The organism is Massilia varians, assembly GCF_027923905.1.
In the GTDB taxonomy this organism is placed as follows: Bacteria; Pseudomonadota; Gammaproteobacteria; order Burkholderiales; family Burkholderiaceae_D; genus Telluria; species Telluria varians_B.
This window is the reverse complement of record NZ_AP026966.1, coordinates 217,906-242,811: the sequence shown is the minus strand read 5'-3', so window position 1 is coordinate 242,811 and position 24,906 is coordinate 217,906. Positions and strand designations below refer to the sequence as shown.

Here is a 24,906-nt window from a genome sequence, read left to right as displayed (position 1 = left end):
GCATGGGGTAACCCGGGCCAGTGGCCCGGGTTGCAAGCCGCCCACCCTACGATCATGGTACAGTTTCTGTACCATGCTGAAACCACTCGCCACCTTCGCTCTCGCCGCCGCCATTGCCGTCCCGGCCCAGGCAGCCGTCCCGGTCTACGGCTTCGTCGTCAAGAACACCTATCCGCACGATCCCAAGGCCTTCACCCAGGGGCTGTTCTTCCGCGACGGCCACCTGTACGAGACGACGGGCCGCAACGGCAGCTCCTCGCTGCGCAAGGTGGAGCTCAAGAGCGGCAAGGTGCTGCAACAGGCCGACATGCCTGCCGATGTCTTCGGCGAAGGTTCGACCCCGGTCGGCAACAGCATCCTTGCCCTCACCTGGACCTCGCAGGTCGGCTACGTGTTCGACATGAAGACCTTCAAGCTGAAGCAGACCTTCAAGTATGCCGGCGAAGGCTGGGGCCTGGCCAGCGACGCCAAGGCGGTCTACATGAGCGACGGCAGCTCCTTCATCCGCGTCCTGGAACCGAAGAGCATGAAGGAACTGCGGCGCATCCAGGTGACGCACCAGGGCACGCCGATCGCCCAGCTGAACGAGCTCGAGATGGTCGAGGGCGAGCTGTTCTCGAACGTCTGGGGCAGCGACCTGATCCTGCGCATCGACCCTGGCAGCGGCAAGGTCAAGGGCGTGATCAACCTCGAAGGCCTGCTGCCGCCCGCGCAGCGCGGCACCGCCGACCCCGACGCGGTCCTGAACGGCATCGCCTGGGACGCCAAGGGCAAGCGCCTGTTCGTCACCGGCAAGCTGTGGCCCAGGCTGTACGAGATCGAACTGGTGCCGCAGAAGCGTCAGTGATCCTGGCTGGTCACGTCGATGACCACCTTGCCGAAGTGCGAGCCTGATTCCATGTAGCGGTAGGCTTCCTGGGCCCGCGCGAACGGGAACACGCGGTCGATCACCGGCTTCATGCCGGTGACGTCGGCAAAGCGCATCACGTCTTCCAGCATCGCGCGGCTGCCCACGAAGATGCCGACCATGCGCTTGGCGGTGGCCAGCAGCGAAGCCGGGTTCACCTCGCCGCCGAAGCCGCTGACGCCGCCGATGATCGCCACCGTCCCGCCCATCGCCGCCGCCGACACCGAGCGGTTCACCGTGCCCTTGCCGCCGACTTCCAGCACCACGTTGGCGCCCCGGCCCTGGGTCATGGCCAGCACTTCCTCGTGCCATTCGGGGATCGCCCCATAGTTGATCGTGTGGTGGGCACCGAGATGGCGGGCGCGCTGCAGCTTCTCGTCGCTCGAGGAGGTGATGATGGTGCGCAGGCCGGCCGCCTTGGCCAGCTGCATGCCCAGTACCGAGACGCCGCCGGTCCCCAGGAACAGCGCGGTGTCGCCCGGCTTGAGCCCGTTGCTGGACACGAAGATCGCATTCCACGCGGTGACGCCGGCGCAAGGCATGGTGGCGGCCTCGATGAAGCTCAGGGAGGCCGGGATCTTCGCCAGCGCATCCTGGTGCAGCACCACTTCCTCGGCCAGCATGCCGTCGATGTCGCCGCCCAGGGCATGGCGGATCTTTTCCGGCGAGGTCATGCCGTCCTGCCAGTAGGGGAAGAAGGAACCGGCCACCCGGTCGCCGACCTGCACGCGCGTGACGCCCGGCCCCACTTCCAGCACTTCGCCGGCGCCGTCCGAACAGGGGATGATGGGATCGTCCACGGTAACCAGGTAGTTGCCGCTGGCGACCATCAGGTCGCGGTAGTTCAGCGACACCGCATGCACGCGGATGCGCACTTCGCCGTGGCCGAGATCGCGGTCGGGGTAGTCGATGCACTGCAGCGCCTCGATGTTTGCGCCGGGGAGAATCTGGTATGCCTTCATGGGGGTCTCCTGAGAATGAAAGGTCACATCGGCTTGGCCACCATCAGCCAGAAAATCACCACGAAGGCGATGAAGGCCGGCACGCCGAGCGTGACCCAGATGCGGAAATAGCGCCAGTACTGCGGCGTGAGTTCGGTGCCCGTGCGCGCCGCTTCCTGGGCGATGTCGCGCATGCGGATCTGCAGCCACACCACCGGCAGCCAGCAGGCACCGGCCAGCACGTACAAGGCGATCGACCACATGATCCACTTGCTGTGCAGCGGGTAGCCGGCCAGGTGGATCAGGTAGAAGCCGGTCAGCGGCTGCGCGACCGCGGTGGTGGCCGTGAACAGCCAGTCGGCGATCACCACGTATTTGGCCACCACGGCGATCGCGCGCACGTCGCGGCTGACGTTGGCGAACAGCATGTACCAGGCCGAGCCGATGCCGGTGCCGAACAGGAAGGTGGACGACAGGATGTGCAGCCACTTGACCACGACGTAGTCCATTTATCTTTCCTCCAGTTCGTAGAGCAGCCAGATGGCCGCCAGCATGGGCAGGTTCTTGGTGAGCGGCCCGTAGGGATGCAGCAGGAATTCCGGCAGCTTGATGGCGATGACGACGGTATAGAAGCCGATCAGGCCGAGCTGCGCCAGCCACAACCAGCGGCGCCGCGCCAGCAGCAGGAGCCCTAAGCCCAGCAACAGGTCGAAGGTGGCGGCGCCGTACAGCATCAGGGGCTGCAGGGCGGGCGGAATGCCGGTACGGGCCAGCAGCTCGTAGCTGGCCGCGACCGGGTACAGGCCATAGGAGACGATGGCGGTGACGATCCAGACCGCCACAATGGACAGGCGCAGGACCGGCAGCAGCCAGCCCAGCTTGGCCTGGGTGCGCTCGGCGCCGGGATGGCGGATGAAGTCCTGCACCGGGCGCGGCGGGTGGCCGAGCAGCTGGGTAGTCATCGACACGTCGCCGGCATTGCCGCGGTCGAGCATGCGCAGCGCCTCCTCGTCGAGCAGTCCGCCCGGCAGCACGCGTCCGAACTTCGCCATCAGGCGCGCCAGCGCGCCGGGCAGCGGCAATACCGGCTGGCGTCCCATCCCCATGCTGGTCCGCAGCGCCTGCAGATAGTCGGTGAACGGCATCGCCTGCGGTCCGACCAGGGGCACGCGCAGGGCCGTGCCGTTGCCTGGCGGCAGCGGCAGGCGATGCTTGAGCAGGCCGGCGATGGCCGCCACCAGGTCGTCGACGTGGATCGGCTGCACCAGCTGGGGCGCATTGCCGAAGCGCACCGTGAGCGGCATGCTGGCCAGGGTGCGGAATACCTTGGCGCTGGTGCCCTCGCTGCCGTATACCAGCGAGGGCTGCACGATGTAGGCGCGGATGGGAAGCGCGGCCAGGTAGTCGTCCGCCGCCTTCTTGGACAGGTGGTAGCGGGTGTCGGCGCCACGGTCGGCTCCCAGGGCCGAGAGCTGGATCACCATCTGCACCTCGTGCGATTCGGCGCAGGCGGCGAACAGGGCGCGCGGGGCGTCGGTATGCAGGCGCGCGAAAGTCTGGCTGCCGCTTTCGCGGAAGATACCGACGGTGTTGATCACCACGTCGACGCCGCCCAGTTGATGCATGCGCGCCAGCCAGACGGATTTATCGGTATCTTGGGCGAAGTCCGCATGGATGTAGGCGAGGCGCGGTTCGGTACTGGTCTTGGGCCGGCGCACCGCGCAGACGACGTGGTGGCCTTCGGCCAGCAATGCCTGCAACAGGTGTTGTCCGATGAAACCGCTGGCTCCCGTCAGCAAGATCCGCATCCATGCTTCCTTTCACGCAATTCAAAGTTCGAGCCATCAGGCAAGAGGACCATATGCAAACGCACACCTGGAACTCGGTACTACAGCGCGGCCTCATCGGTGGCGCCACCTCCAGCATCCTGTCGACGGTGGCGCTGGCGGCCCTCGGCAAGAAGGAAGCCGGCAGCGCCTTCGCCCCCACCAATGCGGTCAGCCACTGGATCTATGGCGACAAGGCGGCGCGCCACAGCGGACCTTCGATGCGCTATACCGTGCCGGGCTACCTGATCCATCACGCCAGCGCCACCTTCTGGTCGATCCTGTTCGAACGCTTCGCCGGCAAGTATCTCGACCGCAATACGCCGGTCGGCATGCTGACGGCGGCGGCGGCCACCTCGGCCTTCGCCTGCTTCGCCGACTACAAGCTGACGCCCAAGCGCTTCCGCCCCGGCTACGAAAAGCACCTGTCCAAGCCGTCGCTGGCCGTCGTGTATGCCGGCTTTGCGCTGGGCCTGGCCGCGGGCGCCGCGCTAATGCGCCGCAAGTAGTCTAGAGCAGGCGCGAAAAACGTGCCGCCCTATGTCTTTGCGTTAATAGCACATGAGCTCATCGGCTTTCTGGACGCGACGTTCTTCCTGAAACAAAAAGGGCCGCCCGAAGGCGGCCCCCGATTCCCCTATCCGAGAGGCGTCAGAACTCGTAACGTGCGGTCACGCGGACCGAACGCGGGATCTGGAACGAGGTCGGCTGCATGTAGTTCAGGTTCAGCTTGCCCTCGCCGACGGTGTCGCGCGAATAGTCGCGGCGCTCGTCGAACTCGACCGCTTTCTGGCTGTTGAACACGTTGAACACGTCAGCCTGGAGGGTGAGCTTGCCCTGGCCGATACGCGGCATGTAGGCCAGTTGCAGGTCGAGCGAGCCGGTCCATGGGGTACGGCCCGCGGTACCGCGCGGCACCAGCGTGGACGTGCCGCCCGACTTCAGGCAGTAGTACGACGACGCGGTGGTGTAGTTGGCCGCGTCGGCGTAGTCGTCTGCCGACTCCGGCACGAAGCCGATGCAGCTGACCGGACGACCCGACGACAGCACGGCGTTGAAGCCCAGGCGCAGTTCGCTGGTGAGGGCATAGTTGCCGTACATCTTGAACATATGGCGGCGGTCGTTGGACAGGTAGCCGTGCGAGCCGTGGGTCAGCGACGCGAAGTCGAAGTCTTGCGATATACCGGCATCCTCCTGGTTGATGACCGAGTTCACATAGCCCTCGGCCGTACCCTTGACTTTGGACAGGGTGTACGAGGCGGCCACGCCCCAGGTGCCGTTGAACGGACGCTCCGCGGTGAACTCGAGCGAGGAGTAGTTGCGGGTGTACCGCTCCAGGCCGAGGTACTTGGCCGGAACGACCACTTCCGTCAGCTTGCCGTCGTTGTTGAGGTCCATCTGCAGGTTGACGTCGTTGCCCGGGTTGAGCAGGATGCATTGCGCCATCGTGCTGGAGTCGAAGTTCTTGTGGCCGTTATCGGCCGCCCAGCGCTCGAAGCCCATGTGCGAGCAGAAGTCGTCCATGCCGTTCTGGACCTTGCGGTGGCTTGCCTTCACGCCCATGCTCCAGCCGCTGGCCAGCGCCTTCTGGAAACCGAGGATGAATTCGTCCTGCGACATCGGCTTGAGCTTGGTGTCCGCGATGGTCGCCGGGTGCGGCAGCGAGCCGTCACCGACGATCTGCGGCACGCCGAAGTCGTTGGCGCTCACGCCCACCGGACCCTGGGTACGCGGATCGCGGCCGGTGAAGGTGTAGAAGCGCTGCTCGAACAGTTCGCCCTGGGTAGCGCGGATGTTGGTGTTCGACGCGATCGGGATGTAGTAGCGGCCGGCGTTGGCATATACCTTGAGCGTCGCATCGCCCTGCACGTCCCACGCGAAGCCCAGGCGTGGCGCCAGCAGGTGGTCGGCCTTGGCGAAGCTGACGCCGTCGCCGTTCTTGTTGTCGAAGGATTCCGAGCGCAGGCCCCCGTACAGCAGGACGTTCTGGGTGAGTTTCCAGTTGTCTTCCTCGTAGTAGGCGCTGTTCTCGACCTCGAAGCTGCCGCCGGTGGTCACCGACTCGCGGCGGCGCACGTATTGGCCGCCCGGCGCGACGACGTTCGGCACGCCGTTGACGGTGCCGTTCGGGGAGACGAAATAGCGCCAGTAGTAGCCGCCCGAGTACGACGACTGGCCGCCCGCATACGAGGTGAACTTCTGGTGGTCGACACCGGCGCGCAGCGTGTGGCTGCCGAGCGAATAGTCGACGTCGAAGCGGAAGGCGCGGCGCTTGTCTTCATCGGTCGGACGTGCCTTCGCGTCGCGCACCGGCGCGCCCGGGAACGGCATCGCCCAGCAGCCGATCTCGGTCTGGTCGACGTCGAGCACGACCGGGCAATCCTGGCCCGCGTTGCGCGCGCCGACGGTATGGGCGACCTGGTCGTTCACCGCGCCGACCAGGGCGGACACGGTCAGGTTGTCGGTCAGGTAGCCGGTGTACTTGCCGATCAGGATCTCGCCGCCCGAGGTGACCTTGCTGATCGCCGGTTCGCCCAGGTGGTAGGTCAGGTTCTTCTGGTTGGGGCGGGTGACGATGTCGCGGTTGTAGTCGAGGATCTCTTCTTCCCGCTCGTTCGAGATCGCGGTCAGCTCCAGGCGGTGCGCGTCGGTCGGCATGAAGTCGACCTTGATCATGCCGTTCGGCTTGCGCGAGGTGGTGCGGCTGCTCATCGCTTCCGAGAATGTGTCGGTGCGGTCGTGGCGCCCCTCGACGAGGCCGAAGACGAACAGCTTGTCCTGGATGATCGGGCCGCCGCCGTAGACGTTGAAGGACAGGTCGGTCTCCTGGCGCGCCTTGCGGAAGGAAATGTAGTTGTTGGCGCCCGGATGGTTCAGGTCAGGAATGTTCCTGCCTTTCGAACGCAGTCCCTGCGGTTCCTAGTACACCGCTGCGCCGCCCTTCCAGGTGTTGGTGCCGCGCTTGGTCACCAGGCTCACCACGCCGCCCAGCGAACGGCCGAATTCGGCGCCGTAGCCGCCCGACTTGACCTGTTGCGCCCCGACCGCGTCGAACGGCAGGTCGGCATAGGACAGGAAGTTGCGGATGTTGGTGACGTCGAAGCCGTTGATGTAGTAGCCGTTCTCTGCAACCGATGAGCCGCCGAACGACGGCAGGCCGCCGGCGCCTCGGTCGGCGTCGCCCTTGATCACGCCAGGGGCGAGCAGTGCGAACGAGTTCGCGTCGCGCCCGACCGGAAGCGCGGCCATCTGTTCGGCGGTGAACACCGTGTTCGATTCCACGCTCGACACGTCGATCACGCTGCGCACGCCCTTCACGACCACGCGCGAGACATTGTCGGCCGCCAGGTCGACCGCGGTACCGGAACCGATCGCGACGTTCACGTCGCGGGTGAGGCCGCCGCCTTCGACGCGGTAAGAGCCCGGCTGGAGCTTGGCGGCGGTATAGGTGCCGTTCGCATCGACGGTGATCTGGCGCGTCGCGCCGTTCTCGATGCTGGTGATCGTGACCTTGTCACCGGGCTTGCCGCGGCCATAAATCGAGCCTTCGGAACTCTGTGCGACGGCGACAGAGGAAATCAACATACCCACTGCAATTGCGGCGACGCTAAGCTGACAGCGTCCGGATGAGAAACGCATAGATGCTCCTGGTTATAGATATTGTTGTATCAGTCGCCGTAGGTATATTGCTACTGCGAATGACTTGTTGGTGGAGTATCCATGCTGACTATTCGTCAAGAAGTTGTCTATGTATGTAGCATGTTCTGTAAATATCATGCGCCGTGCGTGCGCTTTGATGCAGGGAAGCGACAGGGCGCAGCGCAGCCTCCCGCCCGTGTATGTGGGGTGGCTGGCCGGGGAGGCCACAGGGAAGAGAAGATCGGCCCGGACAGCCCAGTAGACTGTCCGAGATGCGCCCTGGTGCTTAGTGGGCGGCTTTCTTGCCGCGCATGCGCTGCACGACCGTCACGACCCCCAGCACGATGGCGCCGAGCACGACGCCGGCCAGCGCGTCGACGATGGTCGGGGTGATCGCCGCCAGTACGCCGCCGATGCCCGGCACGCCGGCCGTTACCTGCGCCGCGCCTTCGGCGAAGTGGTGCAGCGGCTCCCAGGCGTGGGCGATGATGCCGCCGCCGACCATGAACATGGCCGCGGTGCCGGCGATCGACAGGAATTTCATCAGCTTCGGCGCCGAGGCCAGCAGCAGCTTGCCGATGCCGCGTGCCAGGCCGCTGGCCTTCTGGCTCAGGGCCAGGCCGGCATCGTCCATCTTGACGATGGCGGCGACCAGGCCGTACACGCCGGCCGTCATCGCCAGCGCGATGGCGGTCAGCACCAGCACCTGCTGGCTGAACGGCGCGTTCTCCACGGTGCCGAGGGCGATCACGATGATCTCTGCCGACAGGATGAAGTCGGTACGCACCGCGCCCTTGATCTTTTCCTTCTCCATCGCACACATGTCCACCGCCGGGTTGGCCACGGCAGCGGCGAGCTCGGCACGGCGCTGCTCGTCTTCTTCCTTACTGTGCAGGAACTTGTGCGCGATCTTCTCGAAACCTTCGTAGCACAGGAAGGCGCCGCCGATCACCAAGAGCGGGGTGATCAGCCAGGGCACGAAGGCGGAAATCGCCAGTGCCGCCGGCACCAGGATCGCCTTGTTCTTGAACGAGCCTTTGGCCACCGCCCACACCACCGGCAATTCGCGCTCGGCTTTGACGCCGGTGACCTGCTGGGCGTTGAGCGCCAGGTCGTCGCCCAGCACGCCGGCGGTCTTCTTTGCCGCCACCTTGCTCATCGCCGCGACGTCGTCGAGGATCGTCGCGATATCGTCTAGTAACGCCAGCAAACTGCCTGCAGCCATTGTTCATACTCCAATCATGTCAAGTTCACCACATCTTACCCGAGCCCGTAAAGCCGGTCACACGGTTCAGCGCGGCTTTATGCATTTCAGTCGCGTAAATCTGCATCTCGTCGCTTTTGCCGGGCGCCCGCAAAACCGCGTACGTATAGTGCAGGCTGTTGGCTGCGGTACTGCAGCCTCGCCACCGAAGGAGATGCCATGAATACCGAATCGACCCTGCCAGCAGCAAAGATCGCGGCACCAGTGCGCCGTGCCCGTCCGCCGAAACGCAAGACCCGCATCACGATCTACCTTGACGACGAAGTCCTGAACGAATTCCGCAACCTGTCGGAACGCTGCGGCACCGGCTACCAGACCCTGATCAACGCCGCGCTGCGTCACCGCCTGGCGGCGTCGGGCGTCGAAAACGGCCTGGCCTGAGTCTCCATCAGGGTTTGCCTCCGGACGGGATTACATAGAGCAATTCTTTTGTGCTAATCTTCCCGCTCTTTTAACCCCGGAGGGACTTATGAAAAAAGGCGAACTGATCGCGGAATTCGCGAAGCGCACCGAGATGTCCGGCGCGGCTGCCAACACCGCCGTCAACACGATCATCGAGATCATCACCGAGCGCCTGAAGAAGGGTGACACGGTCGGCATCACCGGCTTCGGCACCTTCTCGGTCACCAAGCGCGCTGCACGCAAGGGCCGCAACCCGGCAACCGGCGATGTCATCAAGATCGCAGCATCGAAGACCCCGCGCTTCGCTGCCGGTGCGACGCTGAAAGCAGCCGTCAACCCAAAGAAGAAGTAAGCAGTACCCTGGCCTTGCGCCGCGCTCCGGTTGATCCGGACGCGCGCGCTGGCCCGTTTCGCATTACCCTCCTCCCCTTTCCCTTCCTTTTCCCCTAGCAGCATGAGCTTCGCTACCTGGATCGCCTTCGTCATCGCCGGTTCCCTGATCGCCATTTCGCCCGGTTCCGGCGCGGTGCTGTCGATGTCGCACGGCCTCGCCTACGGCCTGAAGAAAGCCAGCGCCACCGTGCTCGGCCTGCAGCTCGGCCTGATCCTGGTGCTGGTGATCGCCGGCGCCGGGGTGGGGTCGCTGCTGCTGGCCTCCTCGGTGGCCTTCACCGCCGTGAAGATCGTCGGCGCGCTGTACCTGATTTACCTGGGCATTGCACAGTGGCGCGCGCCGGCGGCGCCGGCCGCCGATGCCGGCGCGCTCGGCAGTGCCGGCCTGCCCGCCCACCCGGGCTTCGGCAAGCGCGTGATGACCGGCTTTCTCACCAATGCCACCAACCCCAAGGGCATCATCTTCATGGTCGCGGTGCTGCCCCAGTTCATCAACCAGAAAGCGCCCCTGCTGCCGCAACTGGCCATCCTTGGTGTGACCATGGTGACCATCGATTCGATCGTCATGCACGGCTATGCCGGCATGGCATCGATGATGCAGCGCTTCCTGCGCGACGTGCGCGCCGTGAAGCTCCAGAACCGCATCTTCGGCGCCGTGCTGGTCGTCATGGGCACCCTGTTGTTCCTGGTCGAGCCAGGCCGCCGCGCTTGAGCCATGTATCCTGCTGTGTCCGTTACACGGCAGTTGCAACTTTCTGTAAGTTACGTATTCCCCGCACGCGGTCGTGCGTTGTAATCAGGTAGCCGTTCTTCGTCCACCTAGCGGAGCCCCCATGAACAAGCGATTCGCCCGTACCGCCGTGATGCTCGCGCTCACGGCTCTATCCACTGCCGCCCTGGCGCAGGGCACGCTGGAGACCGAGCCGCCCGGCCGCGTCGGCCGCGTTTCGCTCGCCCAGGGCAAGGTCAGCATCAGCGGCGACGTGGGCGAGTCCGCCCAGGATGCCCTGGTCAACTGGCCGGTCACCAGCCGCAACCTGATCACCACCCAGGTGAACGGGCGCACCGAAGTGCGGATCGGCTCGACCGCGATCCGCATCGACGGCGACAGCTCGCTCGAAGTGACCGAACTGGACGACGACAGCCTGCGCCTGCGCCTGCACTACGGCAGCGCCAGCATCCGCATCCTGAGCGAGGACGTGCTGCCGGAATTCGAACTGAGCACGCCCCAGGGCCGCGTGCGCATGCTCCGGCCCGGCCGCCTGCGCGTGGATGCCGAGCGCGTGCGCGATACCAGCGTGGTCAGCGTGTTCGACGGCGAAGCCCAGGTCGAGGGCGGCGGCGCCAGCCTGACGATCCGCGCCGGCCGCAGCGCCGAGCTGCGCGACGACGACGTGCGCACCCTGCAGGCGCAGCGCGACGCTTTCGACGACTGGGCATTGGCGCGCGACCGGGAGCTCGATGGTGCGCGTTCGGCGCAGTACGTCACCACCGAGATGACCGGCTATGAAGAGCTGGACCGCTACGGCATCTGGCAGGACGACCTCGAGTACGGTCCGCTGTGGATCCCGTCGGTCACCGCCAGCTGGGTGCCCTACCGCGACGGCCGCTGGAGCTGGATCGCTCCCTGGGGCTGGACCTAGGTCGACAATGCGCCCTGGGGCTATGCGCCCTTCCATTACGGCCGCTGGGTGCAGGTCAGGAACCGCTGGGCCTGGGCCCCGGGCCGCAAGGAACACTATGGCCGCCGTCCGATCTGGGCGCCGGCGCTGGTCGGCTGGGTCGGCGGCAGCGGCTGGAGCGCGAGCTTCCACCAGCACGGTTCGCGCCCCGCCACCGGCTGGTACCCGCTCGGCCCGCGCGACCACTATGTGCCGCATTACCGCCTGTCGGACGAGCGCCTGCGCCGCCTCAACAGCTGGGGCTGGCGCGACCGCAACGACCGTGGCGACGGACCGGGCCGCCGCGACCGCGACCGCAACCGCGACGGTGTGCCCGACTACCGCCAGCGCGGCCTGACCGTGGTCCCGCATGCGAACTTCGGCCAGCGCGGCCAGGTCGTGGTGCCGGACGCGCCGCGCGCCACCCTGCCGGGCGTCATCCCGGGCGGTCCGGGCGCCGCGCCGCCGGCGCCGCTGGCCTGGCGCGAGCGGGCGGCCCGCCGCGACAGCGACCGCGACGGCATTCCCGACCGCGTCGACCGGGATCGCGACGGTGACGGCATTCCGAACCGGGTCGACAGCCGGCCGGGCGGCATCCGCGACCGTGCCGACCGTGACGCCGACGGCATGCGCCAGCGTGTCGAGCGTAGCCAGGGATTGCGTGACCGCGACGGCGACGGCATTCCGGACCGGCTCGACCGCGATGGCTGGGGCCGGGACCGCGCCGAACGCGGCCAGCGTCCGCCGGTGCTGACGACCAACCCGGCGCCGCGTCCGCCGGTGGCGGCGACGCCGGGCCAGCAGCCGTTTCAGCCGGGTGCGATCACGACTGCGCCTGCGCCTGCGCCGGCGGTGGTGCAGGAACCGGCCCGTCCGCAGTGGGGACGCGGACGCGACGATGAGCGCCGCGAACGTCCCGAACGCGCCGAGCGGCCCGAACGCGCCGAGCGCTGGGACCGCGGCGAGCGATTCGAGGGCCGCCGCGAGCGTCCCCAGCCGATGGCGATGCCGCAGCCGGCCGCGCCCAGCATGCCGCCGCCACAGGCGCTTGCTCCCCCACCGGCGCGCGTGATGGCCCCGCCGCCTGCGCCGATGGCGGCCCCGCCCGCGGCGCCGCCGGCGCGCGCCAGGCTGGAACAGCGGTCCGAGACCTTGGACCATGGCCGGCCCCACGAAAGGGAGCGTTGACGCGAGGGGGCGCTCCGAGCGACCCCATGTCCCGCTATTCTTCCCATTCCAAAGAAATAGTTCAGGCCGGCCACAGCGCCGGCCTTTTATTTCGCCGCTGCAGCGCCATATGGGATTGGCTACAATGCCGCTTTGCACAGGACAAATACCATGGACCAGAAAGAATCCCTCATCGAATACCCGAGCGACTTCCCGATCAAGGTGATGGGCGCGACGCATGTCGATTTCGCTTCGACAATCGTCGAAGTGATTACGCAACTGGATCCGACTTTTCATGCTGGCAAGATGCAAAGCCGTCCATCATCCAAGGGCAACTACACTGGTCTGACCGTCACCGTACGTGCCACCAGCCGCGAGATGCTGGACGACGTCTACCGTGCCCTGTCCTCGCACCATATGGTGAAAATGGTCCTTTGAAGACCATGCGGCATGGACGGCCGGCGGGCACGATGCATCGCGCTGGCTTATAATCACAGGGCTGTCCATATTCCCGCCCTATACCCACATGTCCGCTATCCGTCCCGCCACGCCCCTGATCCGTGAGCTCGGCCGCGCCGACTACGAACCGACCTTCGCCGCGATGCGCGCCTTCACCGATGCGCGCACGCCCGACACGCAGGACGAGCTGTGGATCGTCGAGCATCCTCCCGTCTACACGCTGGGCCTGGGCGCCGACCGCGCCCACGTGCTGGCGCCCCATGATATTCCCGTGGTCCAGACCGACCGCGGCGGCGAGGTGACCTACCACGGTCCCGGCCAGGTCGTGATCTACCTGCTGATGGACCTGCGCCGCAACAAGCCTGGCGGCAAGCTGTATGCCCGCCAGTTTGTGGCAAAAATCGAACAGGCGGTCATCGAGGTGCTGGCGGCGTATAATCTTGCGGGCGAACGCGTTGCCGGGGCGCCCGGCATCTATATCGCGCAAGGCCCGCGCAAGGGCGCGAAGATCGCCGCTCTCGGCCTCAAGGTGCGCGGCAACGGCTGCACCTACCATGGCGTGTCGCTGAACGTGGCGATGGACCTGGCCCCGTTCACGTGGATCAACCCGTGCGGATATTCGGGGCTGGCCACGGTCGACATGCGCACCATGGGTGTGGAAGCCCCGCTGGCGGATGTCCAGCAGGCGCTGGCGCAGGAACTGGTGCGCCAACTGGCATCGACCGAAGCGGTCGAGCCGGAACCGAACAATCTCTGAATGGAAGCCCGCCAGGGCACGAGCCAATGACTACCGAAACCAGCAATGCCAGCAACGGCGCGGCCCAAGCCTACGACGCCACCGAAAAGCAGAAGGGCGCCAGCAAGACCTCGCGCATCCCGATCAAGATCGTTCCGATCGCCGACACCGAGCGCCTGAAGAAGCCGGACTGGATCCGCGTGAAGGCCGCGACCGCCTCGTCGCGCTTCTACGAGATCAAGGACATCCTGCGCGCCAACAAGCTGGTGACCGTGTGCGAAGAGGCGAGCTGCCCGAACATCGGCGAATGCTTCGGCAAGGGCACCGCGACCTTCATGATCATGGGCGACAAGTGCACCCGCCGCTGCCCGTTCTGCGACGTCGGTCACGGCCGTCCGGATCCGCTGGACGTGAACGAGCCGGGCAACCTGGCCAAGACCATCGCCGACCTGCGCCTGTCCTATGTCGTGATCACCTCGGTGGACCGCGACGACCTGCGTGACGGCGGCGCCGGCCACTTCGTCGAGTGCATCACCAAGACCCGCGCCTTGAGCCCGAACACCAAGATCGAAGTGCTGGTGCCGGACTTCCGCGGCCGCCTGGAAAAGGCCCTGAACATCTTCGCCGACGGCCTGCCGGACGTGATGAACCACAACCTGGAAACCGTGCCGCGCCTGTACAAGGAAGCGCGCCCGGGCGCCGACTACAAGCACTCGCTGGTGCTGCTGCGCGACTTCAAGAAGATGTACCCGACCGCGGTCACCAAGTCGGGCCTGATGGTGGGCCTGGGCGAGACCGACGAGGAAATCCTGGAAGTGATGCGCGACATGCGCGAGCACGACATCGACATGCTGACCATCGGCCAGTACCTGGCGCCGTCGAACTCGCACCTGCCGGTGCGCCGCTACGTGCACCCGGACACCTTCAAGATGTTCGAAGAGAAGGCCTACGAGATGGGCTTCGTGCACGCCGCCGTGGGCGCGATGGTGCGTTCGTCCTACCACGCCGACCAGCAGGCGCACGAAGCGGGCGTCGCAGCGTAAATATCGTCACCTCGTTACGAGGCCGGCCCGCGCAAGCGGCGCCGGCCTTTTTCGTTAACCCGGCTTTCGTTTGACTCCTTGCCCGGACAATACTAGACTCTGATGATTGCGCTAACATTAATTGTTGGCTATAACAATCGGAGGAGACATGGCAGCACCAGCGAGGCCCGGCAGCGGGATCGGAACACGCATCATGCAACGGCTGCTGTGCTGCCTGGCGCTCGGCCTGTGCCTGTCGCTGCCGGCCGAGGTCCAGGCGCTTGGCACCGCGCGCTTCGTCGACGTGCGGGCGGAGAGGGCGTCCAGCTCGTCGCCGGCAAGCACGCCGCCCCGATCGTGGTGGGCAAGGACGACTACCCCGGCGTGCTGCGCGCGGCGCGCGACCTGCAGCGCGACATCCAGAAGGTGACCGGGAAGGCGCCGCAGTGGCACACCAGCGCTGCTGCGAGCGACGTCATCATCGTCGGCACCCTCGGCCGCCACCCCCTCATCGACGAACTGGCCAGACAGGGCAGGATCGATACGCGCGCGCTGGCCGGCCAGTGGGAAGGTTTTCTGATCCAGGCAGTCGAGGACCCGCTGCCCGGCGTACAGCGCGCCCTGGTCATCGCCGGCAGCGACAAGCGCGGCAGCATCTACGGCATCTACACGCTGTCCGAGCAGATCGGCGTCTCGCCCTGGCACTGGTGACGTGCCGGTGGCGCGCCATGCCGCGCTCAGCGTCCCGCTGGGCACCCGCCTGATGGACAAGCCGGCGGTCCAGTACCGTGGCATCTTCCTGAACGACGAGGCGCCCGCGCTCACCAACTGGGCCAAGGAACGCTTCGGCGGCTACAACCGCAAGTTCTACGAGCAGCTGTTCGAACTGATGTTGCGCATGCGTGCCAACTACCTGTGGCCGGCCATGTGGGGTTCGGCCTTCTACGATGATGACAAAGGCAACGGCGAACTGGCCGACCGCATGGGCATCGTGATGGGCACCTCGCACCACGAGCCGATGATGCGCGCCCACCAGGAGTGGCTGCGCCATGGCAAGGGCCCGTGGGACTACAGCCGTAATGCCGACACCCTGCGCGCGTTCTGGGCCCAGGGCCTGCGCAACACGCGCGACCATGAGAAGGTGATCACGATGGCGATGCGCGGCGACGGCGACGAGCCGATGTCGGAGAGCGCCAACGTCGAACTGCTGGAGCGCATCGTGCGCGACCAGCGTTCGCTCATCAAACAGGAACTGAAGCGCGATCCGGCCACCGTCCCGCAGTTGTGAGCGCTGTACAAGGAAGTCCAGGAATACTACGAGAACGGCATGCAGGTGCCGGACGACATGCTGCTGCTCTGGTGCGACGACACTGGGGCAACATCCGCCGCCTGCCCACGCTCGAAGAACGCAAGCGCAGCGGCGGCGCCGGCGTCTACTACCACTTCGATTACGTGGGCGGCCCGCGCTCCTACAAATGGCTGAACGTGACCCAGATTGCCAAGGTCTGGGAGCAGATGAACCTGGCTAACGAGTACGGCGCGAACCGGCTCTGGATCGTCAACGTGGGCGACCTCAAGCCGATGGAAGTGCCGACCGAATTCTTCCTGGCCTACGCCTGGAATCCGCGAGCCTGGCCGGCCGAGAAACTGCCGGCCTACCTGGAAGCCTGGGCCGCACGCGAGTTCGGCGTCCGGCATGCCGCGCGCATCGCCTCGATCGTCGAACGCTATACCCGCTACAACGCGCGCCGCCGTCCGGAACAGGTGGAACCGAGCACCTACAGCCTGAGCGCCTACGATGAAGCGGAGCGGGTGGTGAACGACTACAACGCGCTGGTGGAAGAAGCCCGGCAAGTCGGCCAGGCCCTGCCGAAGACGATGCATGACGCCTACTTCCAGCTGGTCGAGTACCCGGTGCGCGCGTCCGCCAATGCCCTCGACATGTGGGTTTCAAGCGGCAGGAACGCCCTGTACGCGCGCCAGGGACGCGCCACGACGAACGACATGGCGGAGCGCGTGCAGCGCCTGTTCGACCGCGACGCCGGGCTGACCCGCCAGTACCACGGCGCCAACCGCGGTAAATGGAATCACATGATGTCGCAGAACCGTTTCGGCTACACCAACTGGGCCCAGCCCTACCGCGACGTGATGCCGGCGGTATCGCGGCTGCGCCTGCCGGAGCCGAGCGTGCCGGGCGGCATCCGCGCGGCCGACCAGATGGGCGTGGTAGTGCAGGGCAGCCAGGCCGTGTGGCCGGCCTGCGGGCTGCAGCACATGCGCGTGCCGGCGCTGGACGTGTTCGACCGGCAGCCGCGTTACATTGAACTGTTCAACCGCAGCAGGGAGCCTTTCGACTACGCGGTCAAGGCGAGCCATCCGTGGATCCGGCTCAGCCATGCGGCAGGGCGGGTCGACAAGGAACAGCGCATCCTGGTGGACGTGGACTGGAACGTCGTCCCGGCCGGCAGCCTGGAGGCCGAGTTGACGGTGACCGGGCCGGAAGGAGCGAGGGTGCTGGTCAAGGTCCCGGTGCACAAGCCTGCGGACCTGTCTCCGCAGTCCGCCCAGGGACACGTGGAAAGCCGCGGCGTGGTCGCGATCGAGGCCGAGCACTTCAGCCGTTCGCATGCACCGCAAGGACGCCAATGGCTCAGGATTCCCGGCTATGGCCACACCCTGTCGGGCATGACCACGCTGCCGGGCGCCGCGCCTGCGTTGTCGGTCGACGACGGCATGCGGCTCGAGTACGAGGTGCACCTGTTCACCGCCGGCGAACTGAAGCTGCACGCGACCCTGGGACCGACGCTCAAGTTCCAGCCGGGGAAGGGCTTCCGCTTCGCCGTGTCGATCGACGATGGTCCGGTCCAGGAAGTCAACGTGCATGCCGACGAATCCGAGCAGTACTGGAACAAGCTGGTGTCGGACGGCGTGGCCAGGTTCGTCACCACGCATCGGGTGGAGCGGCCGGGGCGCCACACGGTCAAGTTCTGGGCACTGGATCCGGGCCTGGTGCTGCAACGCCTGGTGATCGACGCGGGTGGGCTGCAGCCGAGCTATCTGGGGCCGCCGGAAAGTCCCTACTATCCGGTCAAGCGATAGCGGTCGAGGGAAGGGCTTGCGCATGGGAACGGAGCCATGCATGTGCGCGCGCTGCGATATAGTGACGGCAACATGACATCCCGCAAGCAACCATGAATCAATCCCATCCTCCGCTGGACGACACCGAACACGACGACGCCTTCCTCGAGCGCGAACTCGACTTCGCCGAGCGCGGCATCGAACTGGTCAAGATGGAAGGCCGCGTCTTCCTGCGCTTCTCGGGCGAGGTGCGCTACGAAGGCCTGCGCGTGCCCTACCGGCTGGTGCCTTCGCGCGGCGTGCTGGCCAAACCGAGCAAGTGGCGCAAGATGGACATGCCGGCGCGCCGCGATTTATTGGAGGAACGCGCCACCCCCGACGCCATCGAAGAACTGCAGACCGAAGCCGAGGCGTTCGTGCGCGAGATCGCCGAGGAAGCCGACGATTTCGGCTGGAACCCGATGCTGTTCCTGCACGTGCTCGACGAGCTGGAAACGTCGGAGCCGGCCGAATTCGTGTTCCAGCGTATCTCGCAGCGCCTGACCCACGCCATCGAGCGCGAGCAGGAAGAACGCCACGCCGCGCGCACCAAGGAAAGCATCAACCTGGCCGAATATCCGGAATCCTTCGAGCTGGCCAGCCGCATGGGGCGCAAGTTCATCGCCCTGCTCGGGCCGACCAACTCCGGCAAGACCCACCGCGCGATGGAGGCGCTGGCCAAGGCCGCAAGCGGCGTCTACCTGGCTCCCCTGCGCCTGCTGGCGCTGGAAAACTACGAGCGCCTGCAGAACGCCCGTCCGCACGGCAAAGAGATCAAGGTCAGCCTGATCACCGGCGAAGAGCGCCGCATCGCCGAGGACGCGACCCACGTCGCCAGCACCGTCGAGATGCTGGACACCAAGACCCAGGTCGAGGTGGCGGTGATCGACGAGATCCAGATGCTGGCCGACCGCGACCGCGGCGCCGCCTGGACCGCGGCCGTGTGCGGCGCCCCAGCCTCCACCGTGTTCCTGGTGGGTGCGCCGGAAGCGCGGCGCGCGATCGAGGCGCTGGCCGAACGCCTGGAAGTGCCGCTCGAAGTCCACGTGCTGAAACGCATGGCGCCGCTGGCGATGGAGCCTTCGCCGGTGCGCAAGCTCGGCAACCTGCGGCGCGGCGACGCCGTCATCGCCTTCTCGCGGCGCGACGTCCTGATGTGGCGCGACATGATCACCGAGAAGGGACTGTCGGTGGCCACCGTGTACGGCAACCTGTCGCCCGAAGTGCGGCGCGCCCAGGCCGAGCGCTTCCGCAAAGGGCAGGCCGACATCGTGGTCGGCACCGACGCGCTGGCGATGGGCCTGAACATGCCGATCGCGCGCATCGTGATGACCACCACCGTCAAGTACAACGGCTATGAGGAAGAAGAGATCTCGGCGGCGCTGGCCAAGCAGATCGCCGGCCGGGCAGGGCGTTACGGAGTCCACGAGGAGGGCTTCGTCGCCGGTTACGACGAGGACACCCATCAGGTGATGCGCGCGCTGATGAAGGAGAAGATTCCGCCGGTAGCGGCCACCGGCTTTGCGGTGGCGCCTTCGCTCGAGCAGCTGCACCGCATTTCCTCGGTGACGGGCGAGACCTCGCTGGTGAAGCTCTTGAAACGCTTCGTGCACAACATCGACGTGCCGGACGGCTTCTTCTATCCGCGCATCACGGAGGAGCAGAACGAGCGCGCCGAATGGCTCGACACGCTGCCGCTGTCGGTGGCCGAGAAGTTCATGCTGTCGCTGGTGCCGATCTCGAGCCGGGTGCCGGTGCTGCAGAGCGCCTGGGAGCACTGGGCGCTGTCGCTGGCCAAGAAGAAGATCTGCAAGCTGACGCCGCCTGCCCAGGAGCTGTATTACATGAACCTGCAGGAGGTCGAGGATACCTGCCGCATGTACTCCGCCTACGCCTGGCTGGGCTACCGGGAACCGGAACACTTCCCAAGCATCGAACTGGCGCAGCAGCTGGCGCGCGAGGCATCCGAACGGGTCGATGCGATGCTGCAGCAGCAGAACACGGCGGCAAGGCAGCGGGGCGGTTCAAGCGGGGGCAAGCGCAGGCGCTAATAGCCGGCTTCACCCCGGGCAGTGTACGATGCCGCTTTTTTTAACGACAGTACCCGCCATGAACCCCAAGTACACCCCTGAATCCTTCAACGACTTCGGCAAGTCCTTCCTCCCCGGCCACCTCGGCATCCGGATCACCGAAGTCGCCGAAGGCCGCGTCTGCGCCGAACTTCCGGTCACGCCCCAGCTGCTGGCGCCGAACGGCTACCTGCACGCCGGCAGCGTGGTCACGCTGGCCGACACCGCAGCCGGCTACGCCTGCGTCGCCCACCTGCCGGAAGGCGCACAGAACTTCACCACCATCGAACTGAAGTCGAACCACCTGGGCACCGCGCGCCAGGGCACGATCGCCGTGGTGGCGACCGCCGTGCATCTGGGACGCACCACGCAGGTGTGGGATGCTGTGGTCACCGACAAGGACAGCGGCAAGACCATCGCCCTGTTCCGCTGCACCCAGATGATCTTGTACCCGAAAGCCTAAGAAGCCAGCTCTTTCTCGATCAGCTTGTGCAGGGCCGGGAAGTCCGGCTCGCCCACGTATTGCTTGATGATCCTGCCCTGCTTGTCGATGACAAACGTGGTCGGGGTCAGGGTGACGTCGCCGAACTGCTTGGCGATGTCGCCGGCCGAGTCGATCGCCACCTTGAAGGGCAGCTGGCGCGTCTCGGTGAAGTTCAGCACGTAGTTGGGCGGGTCGTACTGCATCGCCACCGCCACGAACTCCAGGCCTTGCGCCTTGTACTTGTTGTAGGTCTCGACCATCTGCGGCATCTCCTTGACGCAGGTGACGCAGGAGGTCGCCCAGAAGTTCACCATCACCACCTTGCCGCGCAGGGACTCGATACTGACCTTGTCGCCGGCGATGCTGATGAAGGTGACGTTGGGCGCGGGCGGGGCGCTGGTGAACGAGGCGTAGCCGATGCCGGCCAGGGCCAGCACCACGGCGGCAGCGGCGGCGGGCTTGATCCAGGAACGGGAGGAAGTCTGTGCGGTCATGATGGGAGCGGATAAAGAAACGGCAGGACCGCAGTCCTGCCGTTGGCATTAACCTTGGCTTGGCGCCGCCTGGTTGGCGCGCGGGTCTTCGTCGGCGATGTATTCGAAGATCTTGACGACCTTGACCACGCCCGGCACGCCCTTGGCGACGTCGGCGGCGATATTGCCTTCACGCGCGGTGACCAGGCCCTGCAGGTAGACGATGCCGCGCTCGGTGGTCACCTTGAAGGCGGTGGCCGAGACGGTCTTCTTGTCGACCAGGCTGGCCTTGACCTTGGTGGTGATCAGGGCGTCGTTCGAGCGCGAGGTAAAGCTCGACGGGCCGGCGATCTCCAGCTCGTTGATCACCGAGACCACGTTGTCAATCGCGCGCACTTCGCGCTCGGCCGCCTGCTTCATCGCGTCGTCGCGCACTTCGCCGGTCAGCAGCACCTTGCGGTTGTAGCTGGTGACGTTGATGTGGCCGTTCTCGCCGGTGAGCTCGCGCAGCTTGAGCTCGGCCTTGACGTTGATCGCCTTGTCCTCGGTCTGCATGCCGAGGGTGCGGCGGTCGTTGGCCGACAGGACGGCCGTGGCGGCGCCGCCGACGGCCATGGCCACGCAGCCCGACAGCGATACCGCGAGCGCGGTACCCAGGACGATTTTGGACAGCAGGCCGGCCAGCGGGCGCAGTTTGGTCATTCCTCTTCTCCTCCGAACAGTGCGACGTCGATGCCGTCGCAGATGCAGTGAATCGCGCACAGGTGGACTTCCTGGATGCGCGCGGTGCGTGCGTGAGGCACGTTGATGTGGATGTCGGCGTCGGTCAGCATCTTCGCCAGTGCGCCGCCGTCCTTGCCGGTGAAGGCGACGATGCGCATCTCGCGTTCCAGCGCCGCCTCGACCGCGGCCAGCACGTTGGCCGAATTGCCCGAGGTCGAGATCGCCAACAGGACGTCGCCGGCCTGGCCGAAGGCCTGCACCTGCTTCGAGAAGATCTCCTTGAAGCTGTAGTCGTTGCCGACCGCCGTCATGATCGAGGTGTCGGTGGTCAGCGCGATCGCCGGCAGCGGGAAGCGCTCGCGCTCGAAGCGACCAACGAGCTCGGCAGCGAAGTGCTGGCAGTCGGCGGCGGAACCGCCATTGCCGCAGGCCAGGATCTTGTTGCCGTTGGACAGGGCGCCGAACATGAGTTCGACCGCCTGCGAAATGGGTTGTGCCAGGGCAGCAGCCGATTTCATCTTGAGATCGGCGCTCTCCTGGAAGTGAGCGAGGATGCGTTGAGTGTTCATAGCCGAGAATTATAGTGCAGTGGCAACCCGGGTCGGGCAAGCACGTTAAAAATTGCTTACATTTAAAAATGCCTAATTGATCACATCGCGCAGCCATGCGAGCTGCTCGCCATCGATGGCGACCACGTCGAAGCGGCAAGGCGGCGTGACGGGAAAGCGCAACAGGTACACCTGGGCCGCACGCACCAGGCGGCGGATCTTGGCGGGAGTGATGCTGGCGGCAGCGCCGCCGTGGCAGCTAGCAGCACGCTGACGCACCTCGACGAACACCAGGGTATCGCCATCGCGCATGACCAGGTCGATTTCGCCGCCCTTGCAGCGGAAATTCTCTTCGACCGGCTGCAGGCCGTGGCGGCGCAGGTGGAGCAGGGCAACCCGCTCCCAGTCGCGGCCCTGGGCCTGCCGCGGTGACAGGCGCAGCGGCCACATGCTCAGCGCCCGAAGGCGACCGTTTCGTACATGCCGTCACGGTACACCGTGCCGGTCTCGACGCGGCGGAAGCCCCCTTCGCCAGCACCCATGTCGACCGACAGGCGGCCGGTGACGCCATCGAGCTCGAAGCGGGCGCCGGGACGCGCGGCCAGTTCGCGCGCGATGCGGAAGGCGTCGATGCCGAGCGCGTACAGACGCTTCATGTCGTAGCCGCCGGTCTCGCCGCTCCAGCGCGGATAGCTTGCCACCAACGGGTTGTCCGGCTGCACGGTCCAGGGCAGGTCGAGGATGCGCACCCCGGTCAGTTCCGGTCCGCTCATGGCCGGGTCCGGGCCCGGGTTGATCGAGCCGGTGCCGTAGGTCGGCAGCGAGGTGCCGATGGCGCTGCGCACCTGGCGCAGCTGGACCGGGTCGAGGGCGGCGAACACCAGCTGCGGCGGGTCGACCTGCATGCGCGCGCGCAGCTGAGCCAGCGCGTTGGGATCCACGTAGCCATCGCTGCTGGGCAACTCGACGGTGGCATTGTTCAGGCCCAGCTGCGCCCAGCGCGCGGCGAAGGCGCCGGACAGGCGTTGCTGCCATGCGGTCTTTCCGGTCAGCACCAGGGCGCGTGCGCCCGGCTGTTCCGCGGCGGCCCAGTCGGCCACCTGGCTGGCTTCTTCTTCGAGCGACAGGCCGACCACCAGCATCTGGCGCGGCAGCGGACCATTGGTTTGCGGATGGTTCAGGGCCACCGTCGGCTTGCTCACGAGGCCGCTGGTGGCCAGTGCCGCCACGGCGGGGCGGGTGAGGGGGCCGACCACGATGTCGTTCTGTTTGCTGGCGCGCGCATAGGCATCGAGCGTGGCCTGCGCGGAATCGCTGGTGGGAACCAGGTTGACGGTCACGCCGCCGCGGTCGCGTTCGTAGCCGGCCATGAAGCCGGCGCGCAGCGCCTCGGCAGGCTGCGCGAATGCGTCGGATTGCATGGGCAGCAGCAGGGCAATCCTTACCCCTTGCAGGTCGCGGCGCTCGACGCCCGATGCCAGCGGACGGCCATCGGACGGGCCGAGCTCGACCGGATTGGTGCGGACCGGGGCGGATGCCGGCGGCGGCGTATAGCCGGGTTCGGCAGGTGGCGGGCTTGCACTCGGCGCTGCGGGCGCGCAAAATCCGCCCGGTACGCCGCAGCCCAGGTCCGGCGGCATTGGCGAGCTGCTGCAGCCCGCCAATGAAGACGCCAACAAGCCCAGCGCGGCCGTCGCCAGCAGCGCCCTGATATTCTTCTTCTTCAACATCGGAACCCCTTATGACAGATCAGCAGACCATCGACATCGCCCGGCTTCCCGTCATGGGCGAAGCGGCCCAGCAGTCCTATCCTACCGCAACGCTGTATGTCGTGGCTACACCGATCGGCAACGTCACCGACATCACGCTGCGCGCACTGCACCTGCTGGCGCTCGCCGATGTCGTGGCCTGCGAAGACACGCGCAAGACCGGCGCGCTCCTTCAACGCTTCGGCTTGAGCAAGCAGACCATCGCCGCGCACATGCACAACGAGCGCGAGGTGGCCGACAAGATCGTCGAGCGCCTGCAGGCCGGACAGCGCGTGGCCCTGGTGTCGGACGCGGGCACGCCGGCGGTCTCGGATCCGGGTGCGAAGATCGTCGATGCGGTGCGCGCGGCCGGCCTGAACGTGGTGCCGCTGCCGGGACCGTCGGCGGCGATCGCGGCCCTGTCGGCCAGCGGGCTGGTGAACGACCGCTTCCATTTCGTCGGCTTCCTGCCGGCAAAATCGAAACAGCGCGAAAGCGCGCTGGCCGAGCTGGTGCGCGAGACCTCGACCCTGGTCCTGTACGAAGCGCCGCACCGCATCGTCGAGTGCGTGGAGGGCTTGATGAGCGTCTTCGAGCCGACCCGCCAGGTGGTGTTCGCGCGCGAGCTGAGCAAGATGTTCGAGGAAGTGCACCGCTGCCCGCTGAGCGAGGCGCAGGCCTGGGTCACGGCAGACCAGCACCGCGAGCGCGGCGAATTCGTCGTGCTGGTGGAAGGCGCCACCCTGGAAACCGATGCCCAGGATGCGGAGGCGGAACGCATCCTGCAGATCCTGCTGGGCGAATGCTCGGTCAAGCAGGCAGCCAATCTGGCTGCGCAAATTACTGGTCGCAAGAAGAACGCCCTGTACGAACGCGCCCTGCAGATCAAGGGCGAATAATGCCAGCGGCCGCCCGGCCGCCATCCTTCCGGCCTCCTTCCTGATCGCCTGGGCTGTCCGCCCGGGCTCCTTCCCGATCCACCTTCACTTCTATCCTTGCGGCATGGCATGTTGCTGGTTAGATATGTTAGTAAATATTTAGTTAAGCAATTTTTGATTCAGATCAAGTAGATGGTTTGATTAGCACAAGTTGCGTAACTACAATATTGCTCTGTATTCACTTAAATATCTTGTGGGAATCATGAATTAGCCTTTCAACCGCAAGAACTCGCATCGCTACCGTCGTTCACTCAAAGCCAGTGGCCTTCCCGCTCGTTCGAGCATCCTTCCGGATCGATTGCTGAGTAATCACGACCTGCCTGGCGGCAGTGGCGTTCTCTTGTGGCTTCAATTAACGACGATGGGTATCCGCTATGGTGCAGCACGCG

The 24,906-nt window shown here is 66.0% G+C and carries 24 protein-coding genes and 2 pseudogenes; 15 read left to right on the top strand and 11 right to left on the bottom strand.

The window, feature by feature from the left end; translation table 11 throughout:
- Positions 1-73 precede the first annotated feature (73 nt).
- The gene (locus MasN3_RS01100; protein WP_281911563.1) at positions 74-847 is read left to right on the top strand and encodes a glutaminyl-peptide cyclotransferase; all 774 of its coding nucleotides are present in this window, start codon (positions 74-76) and stop codon (positions 845-847) included.
- Here the strand turns inward: MasN3_RS01100 and MasN3_RS01095 are convergent.
- Genes MasN3_RS01095 through MasN3_RS01085 form a run of 3 tightly spaced genes read right to left on the bottom strand, consistent with a single transcriptional unit; the run spans position 841 to position 3,656 of the window.
- Entirely contained in the window at positions 841-1,869 is a 1,029-nt protein-coding gene (locus MasN3_RS01095) for a zinc-dependent alcohol dehydrogenase family protein (protein WP_281911561.1), read from the bottom strand. The two genes, MasN3_RS01100 and MasN3_RS01095, sit on opposite strands and share 7 nt — an antisense overlap.
- Before the next feature lie 23 nt (positions 1,870-1,892).
- Entirely contained in the window at positions 1,893-2,357 is a 465-nt protein-coding gene (locus tag MasN3_RS01090) for a DUF2269 family protein (protein WP_281911559.1), read from the bottom strand.
- On the bottom strand, positions 2,358-3,656 hold the full coding sequence (locus tag MasN3_RS01085) for an SDR family oxidoreductase (protein WP_281911557.1): 1,299 nt from the start codon (positions 3,654-3,656) through the stop codon (positions 2,358-2,360).
- 53 nt (positions 3,657-3,709) lie between these two features.
- Between MasN3_RS01085 and MasN3_RS01080 the strand changes: the two genes are divergently transcribed.
- Positions 3,710-4,183: a hypothetical protein gene (locus MasN3_RS01080; protein ID WP_281911556.1), complete on the top strand. Its 474-nt coding sequence runs from the start codon at positions 3,710-3,712 to the stop codon at positions 4,181-4,183.
- Positions 4,184-4,325: 142 nt separating this feature from the next.
- On the opposite strand, the gene MasN3_RS01075 is transcribed toward MasN3_RS01080, so the two are convergent.
- The 3 genes from MasN3_RS01075 to MasN3_RS01065 all read right to left on the bottom strand — a co-directional run bounded on the left by MasN3_RS01075 (position 4,326) and on the right by MasN3_RS01065 (position 8,538).
- Positions 4,326-6,386: a hypothetical protein gene (locus MasN3_RS01075; RefSeq protein ID WP_281911555.1), complete on the bottom strand. Its 2,061-nt coding sequence runs from the start codon at positions 6,384-6,386 to the stop codon at positions 4,326-4,328.
- Between the two features lie 207 nt (positions 6,387-6,593).
- Positions 6,594-7,259 carry a TonB-dependent receptor gene (locus MasN3_RS01070; protein ID WP_281911553.1) on the bottom strand — a complete coding sequence of 222 codons (666 nt, stop codon included), beginning with the start codon at positions 7,257-7,259 and terminating at the stop codon, positions 6,594-6,596.
- Positions 7,260-7,599: 340 nt separating this feature from the next.
- Positions 7,600-8,538 carry a DUF808 domain-containing protein gene (locus tag MasN3_RS01065; protein WP_281911550.1) on the bottom strand — a complete coding sequence of 313 codons (939 nt, stop codon included), beginning with the start codon at positions 8,536-8,538 and terminating at the stop codon, positions 7,600-7,602.
- Between the two features lie 198 nt (positions 8,539-8,736).
- On the opposite strand from MasN3_RS01065, the gene MasN3_RS01060 reads away from it, so the two are divergent.
- From MasN3_RS01060 to MasN3_RS01000, 12 genes and pseudogenes are all read left to right on the top strand, one after another.
- The gene (locus MasN3_RS01060; RefSeq protein WP_281911548.1) at positions 8,737-8,958 is read left to right on the top strand and encodes a BrnA antitoxin family protein; all 222 of its coding nucleotides are present in this window, start codon (positions 8,737-8,739) and stop codon (positions 8,956-8,958) included.
- 88 nt (positions 8,959-9,046) lie between these two features.
- A complete protein-coding gene (locus MasN3_RS01055; protein ID WP_027864703.1) occupies positions 9,047-9,331 on the top strand; it encodes an HU family DNA-binding protein in 285 nt (94 codons plus the stop codon).
- Positions 9,332-9,433: 102 nt separating this feature from the next.
- Positions 9,434-10,084, top strand: coding sequence for a LysE family transporter (locus tag MasN3_RS01050; protein WP_281911543.1), 651 nt, complete (start codon positions 9,434-9,436; stop codon positions 10,082-10,084).
- 121 nt (positions 10,085-10,205) lie between these two features.
- Positions 10,206-12,221 (top strand): annotated as a pseudogene (locus MasN3_RS25160) (DUF6600 domain-containing protein).
- A gap of 150 nt (positions 12,222-12,371) precedes the next feature.
- Positions 12,372-12,638, top strand: a complete 267-nt coding sequence (locus tag MasN3_RS01035) for an HP0495 family protein (protein ID WP_209589938.1) — start codon at positions 12,372-12,374, stop codon at positions 12,636-12,638.
- 88 nt (positions 12,639-12,726) lie between these two features.
- Positions 12,727-13,416, top strand: a complete 690-nt coding sequence (gene lipB / locus MasN3_RS01030) for a lipoyl(octanoyl) transferase LipB (RefSeq protein ID WP_281911536.1) — start codon at positions 12,727-12,729, stop codon at positions 13,414-13,416.
- A 26-nt stretch (positions 13,417-13,442) separates the two neighbouring features.
- Entirely contained in the window at positions 13,443-14,438 is a 996-nt protein-coding gene (gene lipA, locus MasN3_RS01025; RefSeq protein WP_281911534.1) for a lipoyl synthase, read from the top strand.
- Positions 14,439-14,666: 228 nt separating this feature from the next.
- The gene (locus MasN3_RS01020; RefSeq protein WP_281911533.1) at positions 14,667-15,128 is read left to right on the top strand and encodes an alpha-glucuronidase family glycosyl hydrolase; all 462 of its coding nucleotides are present in this window, start codon (positions 14,667-14,669) and stop codon (positions 15,126-15,128) included.
- A gap of 52 nt (positions 15,129-15,180) precedes the next feature.
- Positions 15,181-16,118, top strand: a pseudogene (locus tag MasN3_RS25245) (glycosyl hydrolase 115 family protein); the annotation flags it as partial.
- Between the two features lie 177 nt (positions 16,119-16,295).
- Entirely contained in the window at positions 16,296-17,516 is a 1,221-nt protein-coding gene (locus MasN3_RS01010) for a hypothetical protein (RefSeq protein WP_370662379.1), read from the top strand.
- 92 nt (positions 17,517-17,608) lie between these two features.
- Entirely contained in the window at positions 17,609-19,585 is a 1,977-nt protein-coding gene (locus MasN3_RS01005; RefSeq protein ID WP_281911529.1) for a helicase-related protein, read from the top strand.
- A 58-nt stretch (positions 19,586-19,643) separates the two neighbouring features.
- Positions 19,644-20,066: a PaaI family thioesterase gene (locus MasN3_RS01000; RefSeq protein ID WP_281911527.1), complete on the top strand. Its 423-nt coding sequence runs from the start codon at positions 19,644-19,646 to the stop codon at positions 20,064-20,066.
- On the opposite strand, the gene MasN3_RS00995 is transcribed toward MasN3_RS01000, so the two are convergent.
- From MasN3_RS00995 to MasN3_RS00975, 5 genes are all read right to left on the bottom strand, one after another.
- On the bottom strand, positions 20,063-20,581 hold the full coding sequence (locus tag MasN3_RS00995) for a TlpA family protein disulfide reductase (protein ID WP_281911524.1): 519 nt from the start codon (positions 20,579-20,581) through the stop codon (positions 20,063-20,065). The two genes, MasN3_RS01000 and MasN3_RS00995, sit on opposite strands and share 4 nt — an antisense overlap.
- Before the next feature lie 48 nt (positions 20,582-20,629).
- The gene (locus MasN3_RS00990; RefSeq protein ID WP_281911522.1) at positions 20,630-21,262 is read right to left on the bottom strand and encodes a BON domain-containing protein; all 633 of its coding nucleotides are present in this window, start codon (positions 21,260-21,262) and stop codon (positions 20,630-20,632) included.
- Complete coding sequence (locus tag MasN3_RS00985; RefSeq protein ID WP_036209780.1) at positions 21,259-21,852, bottom strand: phosphoheptose isomerase; 594 nt, start codon at positions 21,850-21,852, stop codon at positions 21,259-21,261. The genes MasN3_RS00990 and MasN3_RS00985 overlap by 4 nt, the downstream gene beginning before the upstream one ends.
- 72 nt (positions 21,853-21,924) lie before the next feature.
- The gene (locus tag MasN3_RS00980; protein ID WP_281911518.1) at positions 21,925-22,281 is read right to left on the bottom strand and encodes a YraN family protein; all 357 of its coding nucleotides are present in this window, start codon (positions 22,279-22,281) and stop codon (positions 21,925-21,927) included.
- Between the two features lie 2 nt (positions 22,282-22,283).
- Entirely contained in the window at positions 22,284-23,561 is a 1,278-nt protein-coding gene (locus tag MasN3_RS00975) for a penicillin-binding protein activator (RefSeq protein ID WP_281911515.1), read from the bottom strand.
- Between the two features lie 11 nt (positions 23,562-23,572).
- Here MasN3_RS00975 and rsmI point away from each other — a divergent pair, with 11 nt between their 5' ends.
- On the top strand, positions 23,573-24,478 hold the full coding sequence (rsmI, locus tag MasN3_RS00970; RefSeq protein ID WP_281911513.1) for a 16S rRNA (cytidine(1402)-2'-O)-methyltransferase: 906 nt from the start codon (positions 23,573-23,575) through the stop codon (positions 24,476-24,478).
- The last annotated feature ends 428 nt before the right edge of the window (positions 24,479-24,906 follow it).

What these genes read in the sequence shown, in the direction of transcription:
- MasN3_RS01090 (WP_281911559.1), bottom strand. Translation starts at nt 2,357, where the DNA reads ATGGACTACGTCGTGGTCAAGTGGCTGCACATCCTGTCGTCCACCTTC.
- MasN3_RS01100 (WP_281911563.1), top strand. Translation starts at nt 74, where the DNA reads ATGCTGAAACCACTCGCCACCTTCGCTCTCGCCGCCGCCATTGCCGTC.
- MasN3_RS01065 (WP_281911550.1), bottom strand. Translation starts at nt 8,538, where the DNA reads ATGGCTGCAGGCAGTTTGCTGGCGTTACTAGACGATATCGCGACGATC.
- MasN3_RS01085 (WP_281911557.1), bottom strand. Translation starts at nt 3,656, where the DNA reads ATGCGGATCTTGCTGACGGGAGCCAGCGGTTTCATCGGACAACACCTG.
- lipA (WP_281911534.1), top strand. Translation starts at nt 13,443, where the DNA reads ATGACTACCGAAACCAGCAATGCCAGCAACGGCGCGGCCCAAGCCTAC.
- MasN3_RS01080 (WP_281911556.1), top strand. Translation starts at nt 3,710, where the DNA reads ATGCAAACGCACACCTGGAACTCGGTACTACAGCGCGGCCTCATCGGT.
- lipB (WP_281911536.1), top strand. Translation starts at nt 12,727, where the DNA reads ATGTCCGCTATCCGTCCCGCCACGCCCCTGATCCGTGAGCTCGGCCGC.
- MasN3_RS00995 (WP_281911524.1), bottom strand. Translation starts at nt 20,581, where the DNA reads ATGACCGCACAGACTTCCTCCCGTTCCTGGATCAAGCCCGCCGCCGCT.
- rsmI (WP_281911513.1), top strand. Translation starts at nt 23,573, where the DNA reads ATGACAGATCAGCAGACCATCGACATCGCCCGGCTTCCCGTCATGGGC.
- MasN3_RS01005 (WP_281911529.1), top strand. Translation starts at nt 17,609, where the DNA reads ATGAATCAATCCCATCCTCCGCTGGACGACACCGAACACGACGACGCC.
- MasN3_RS01095 (WP_281911561.1), bottom strand. Translation starts at nt 1,869, where the DNA reads ATGAAGGCATACCAGATTCTCCCCGGCGCAAACATCGAGGCGCTGCAG.
- MasN3_RS00975 (WP_281911515.1), bottom strand. Translation starts at nt 23,561, where the DNA reads ATGTTGAAGAAGAAGAATATCAGGGCGCTGCTGGCGACGGCCGCGCTG.
- MasN3_RS01035 (WP_209589938.1), top strand. Translation starts at nt 12,372, where the DNA reads ATGGACCAGAAAGAATCCCTCATCGAATACCCGAGCGACTTCCCGATC.
- MasN3_RS01050 (WP_281911543.1), top strand. Translation starts at nt 9,434, where the DNA reads ATGAGCTTCGCTACCTGGATCGCCTTCGTCATCGCCGGTTCCCTGATC.
- MasN3_RS01075 (WP_281911555.1), bottom strand. Translation starts at nt 6,386, where the DNA reads ATGAGCAGCCGCACCACCTCGCGCAAGCCGAACGGCATGATCAAGGTC.
- MasN3_RS00990 (WP_281911522.1), bottom strand. Translation starts at nt 21,262, where the DNA reads ATGACCAAACTGCGCCCGCTGGCCGGCCTGCTGTCCAAAATCGTCCTG.
- MasN3_RS01055 (WP_027864703.1), top strand. Translation starts at nt 9,047, where the DNA reads ATGAAAAAAGGCGAACTGATCGCGGAATTCGCGAAGCGCACCGAGATG.
- MasN3_RS00985 (WP_036209780.1), bottom strand. Translation starts at nt 21,852, where the DNA reads ATGAACACTCAACGCATCCTCGCTCACTTCCAGGAGAGCGCCGATCTC.
- MasN3_RS01010 (WP_370662379.1), top strand. Translation starts at nt 16,296, where the DNA reads ATGCATGACGCCTACTTCCAGCTGGTCGAGTACCCGGTGCGCGCGTCC.
- MasN3_RS01060 (WP_281911548.1), top strand. Translation starts at nt 8,737, where the DNA reads ATGAATACCGAATCGACCCTGCCAGCAGCAAAGATCGCGGCACCAGTG.
- MasN3_RS01000 (WP_281911527.1), top strand. Translation starts at nt 19,644, where the DNA reads ATGAACCCCAAGTACACCCCTGAATCCTTCAACGACTTCGGCAAGTCC.
- MasN3_RS01070 (WP_281911553.1), bottom strand. Translation starts at nt 7,259, where the DNA reads ATGTTGATTTCCTCTGTCGCCGTCGCACAGAGTTCCGAAGGCTCGATT.
- MasN3_RS00980 (WP_281911518.1), bottom strand. Translation starts at nt 22,281, where the DNA reads ATGTGGCCGCTGCGCCTGTCACCGCGGCAGGCCCAGGGCCGCGACTGG.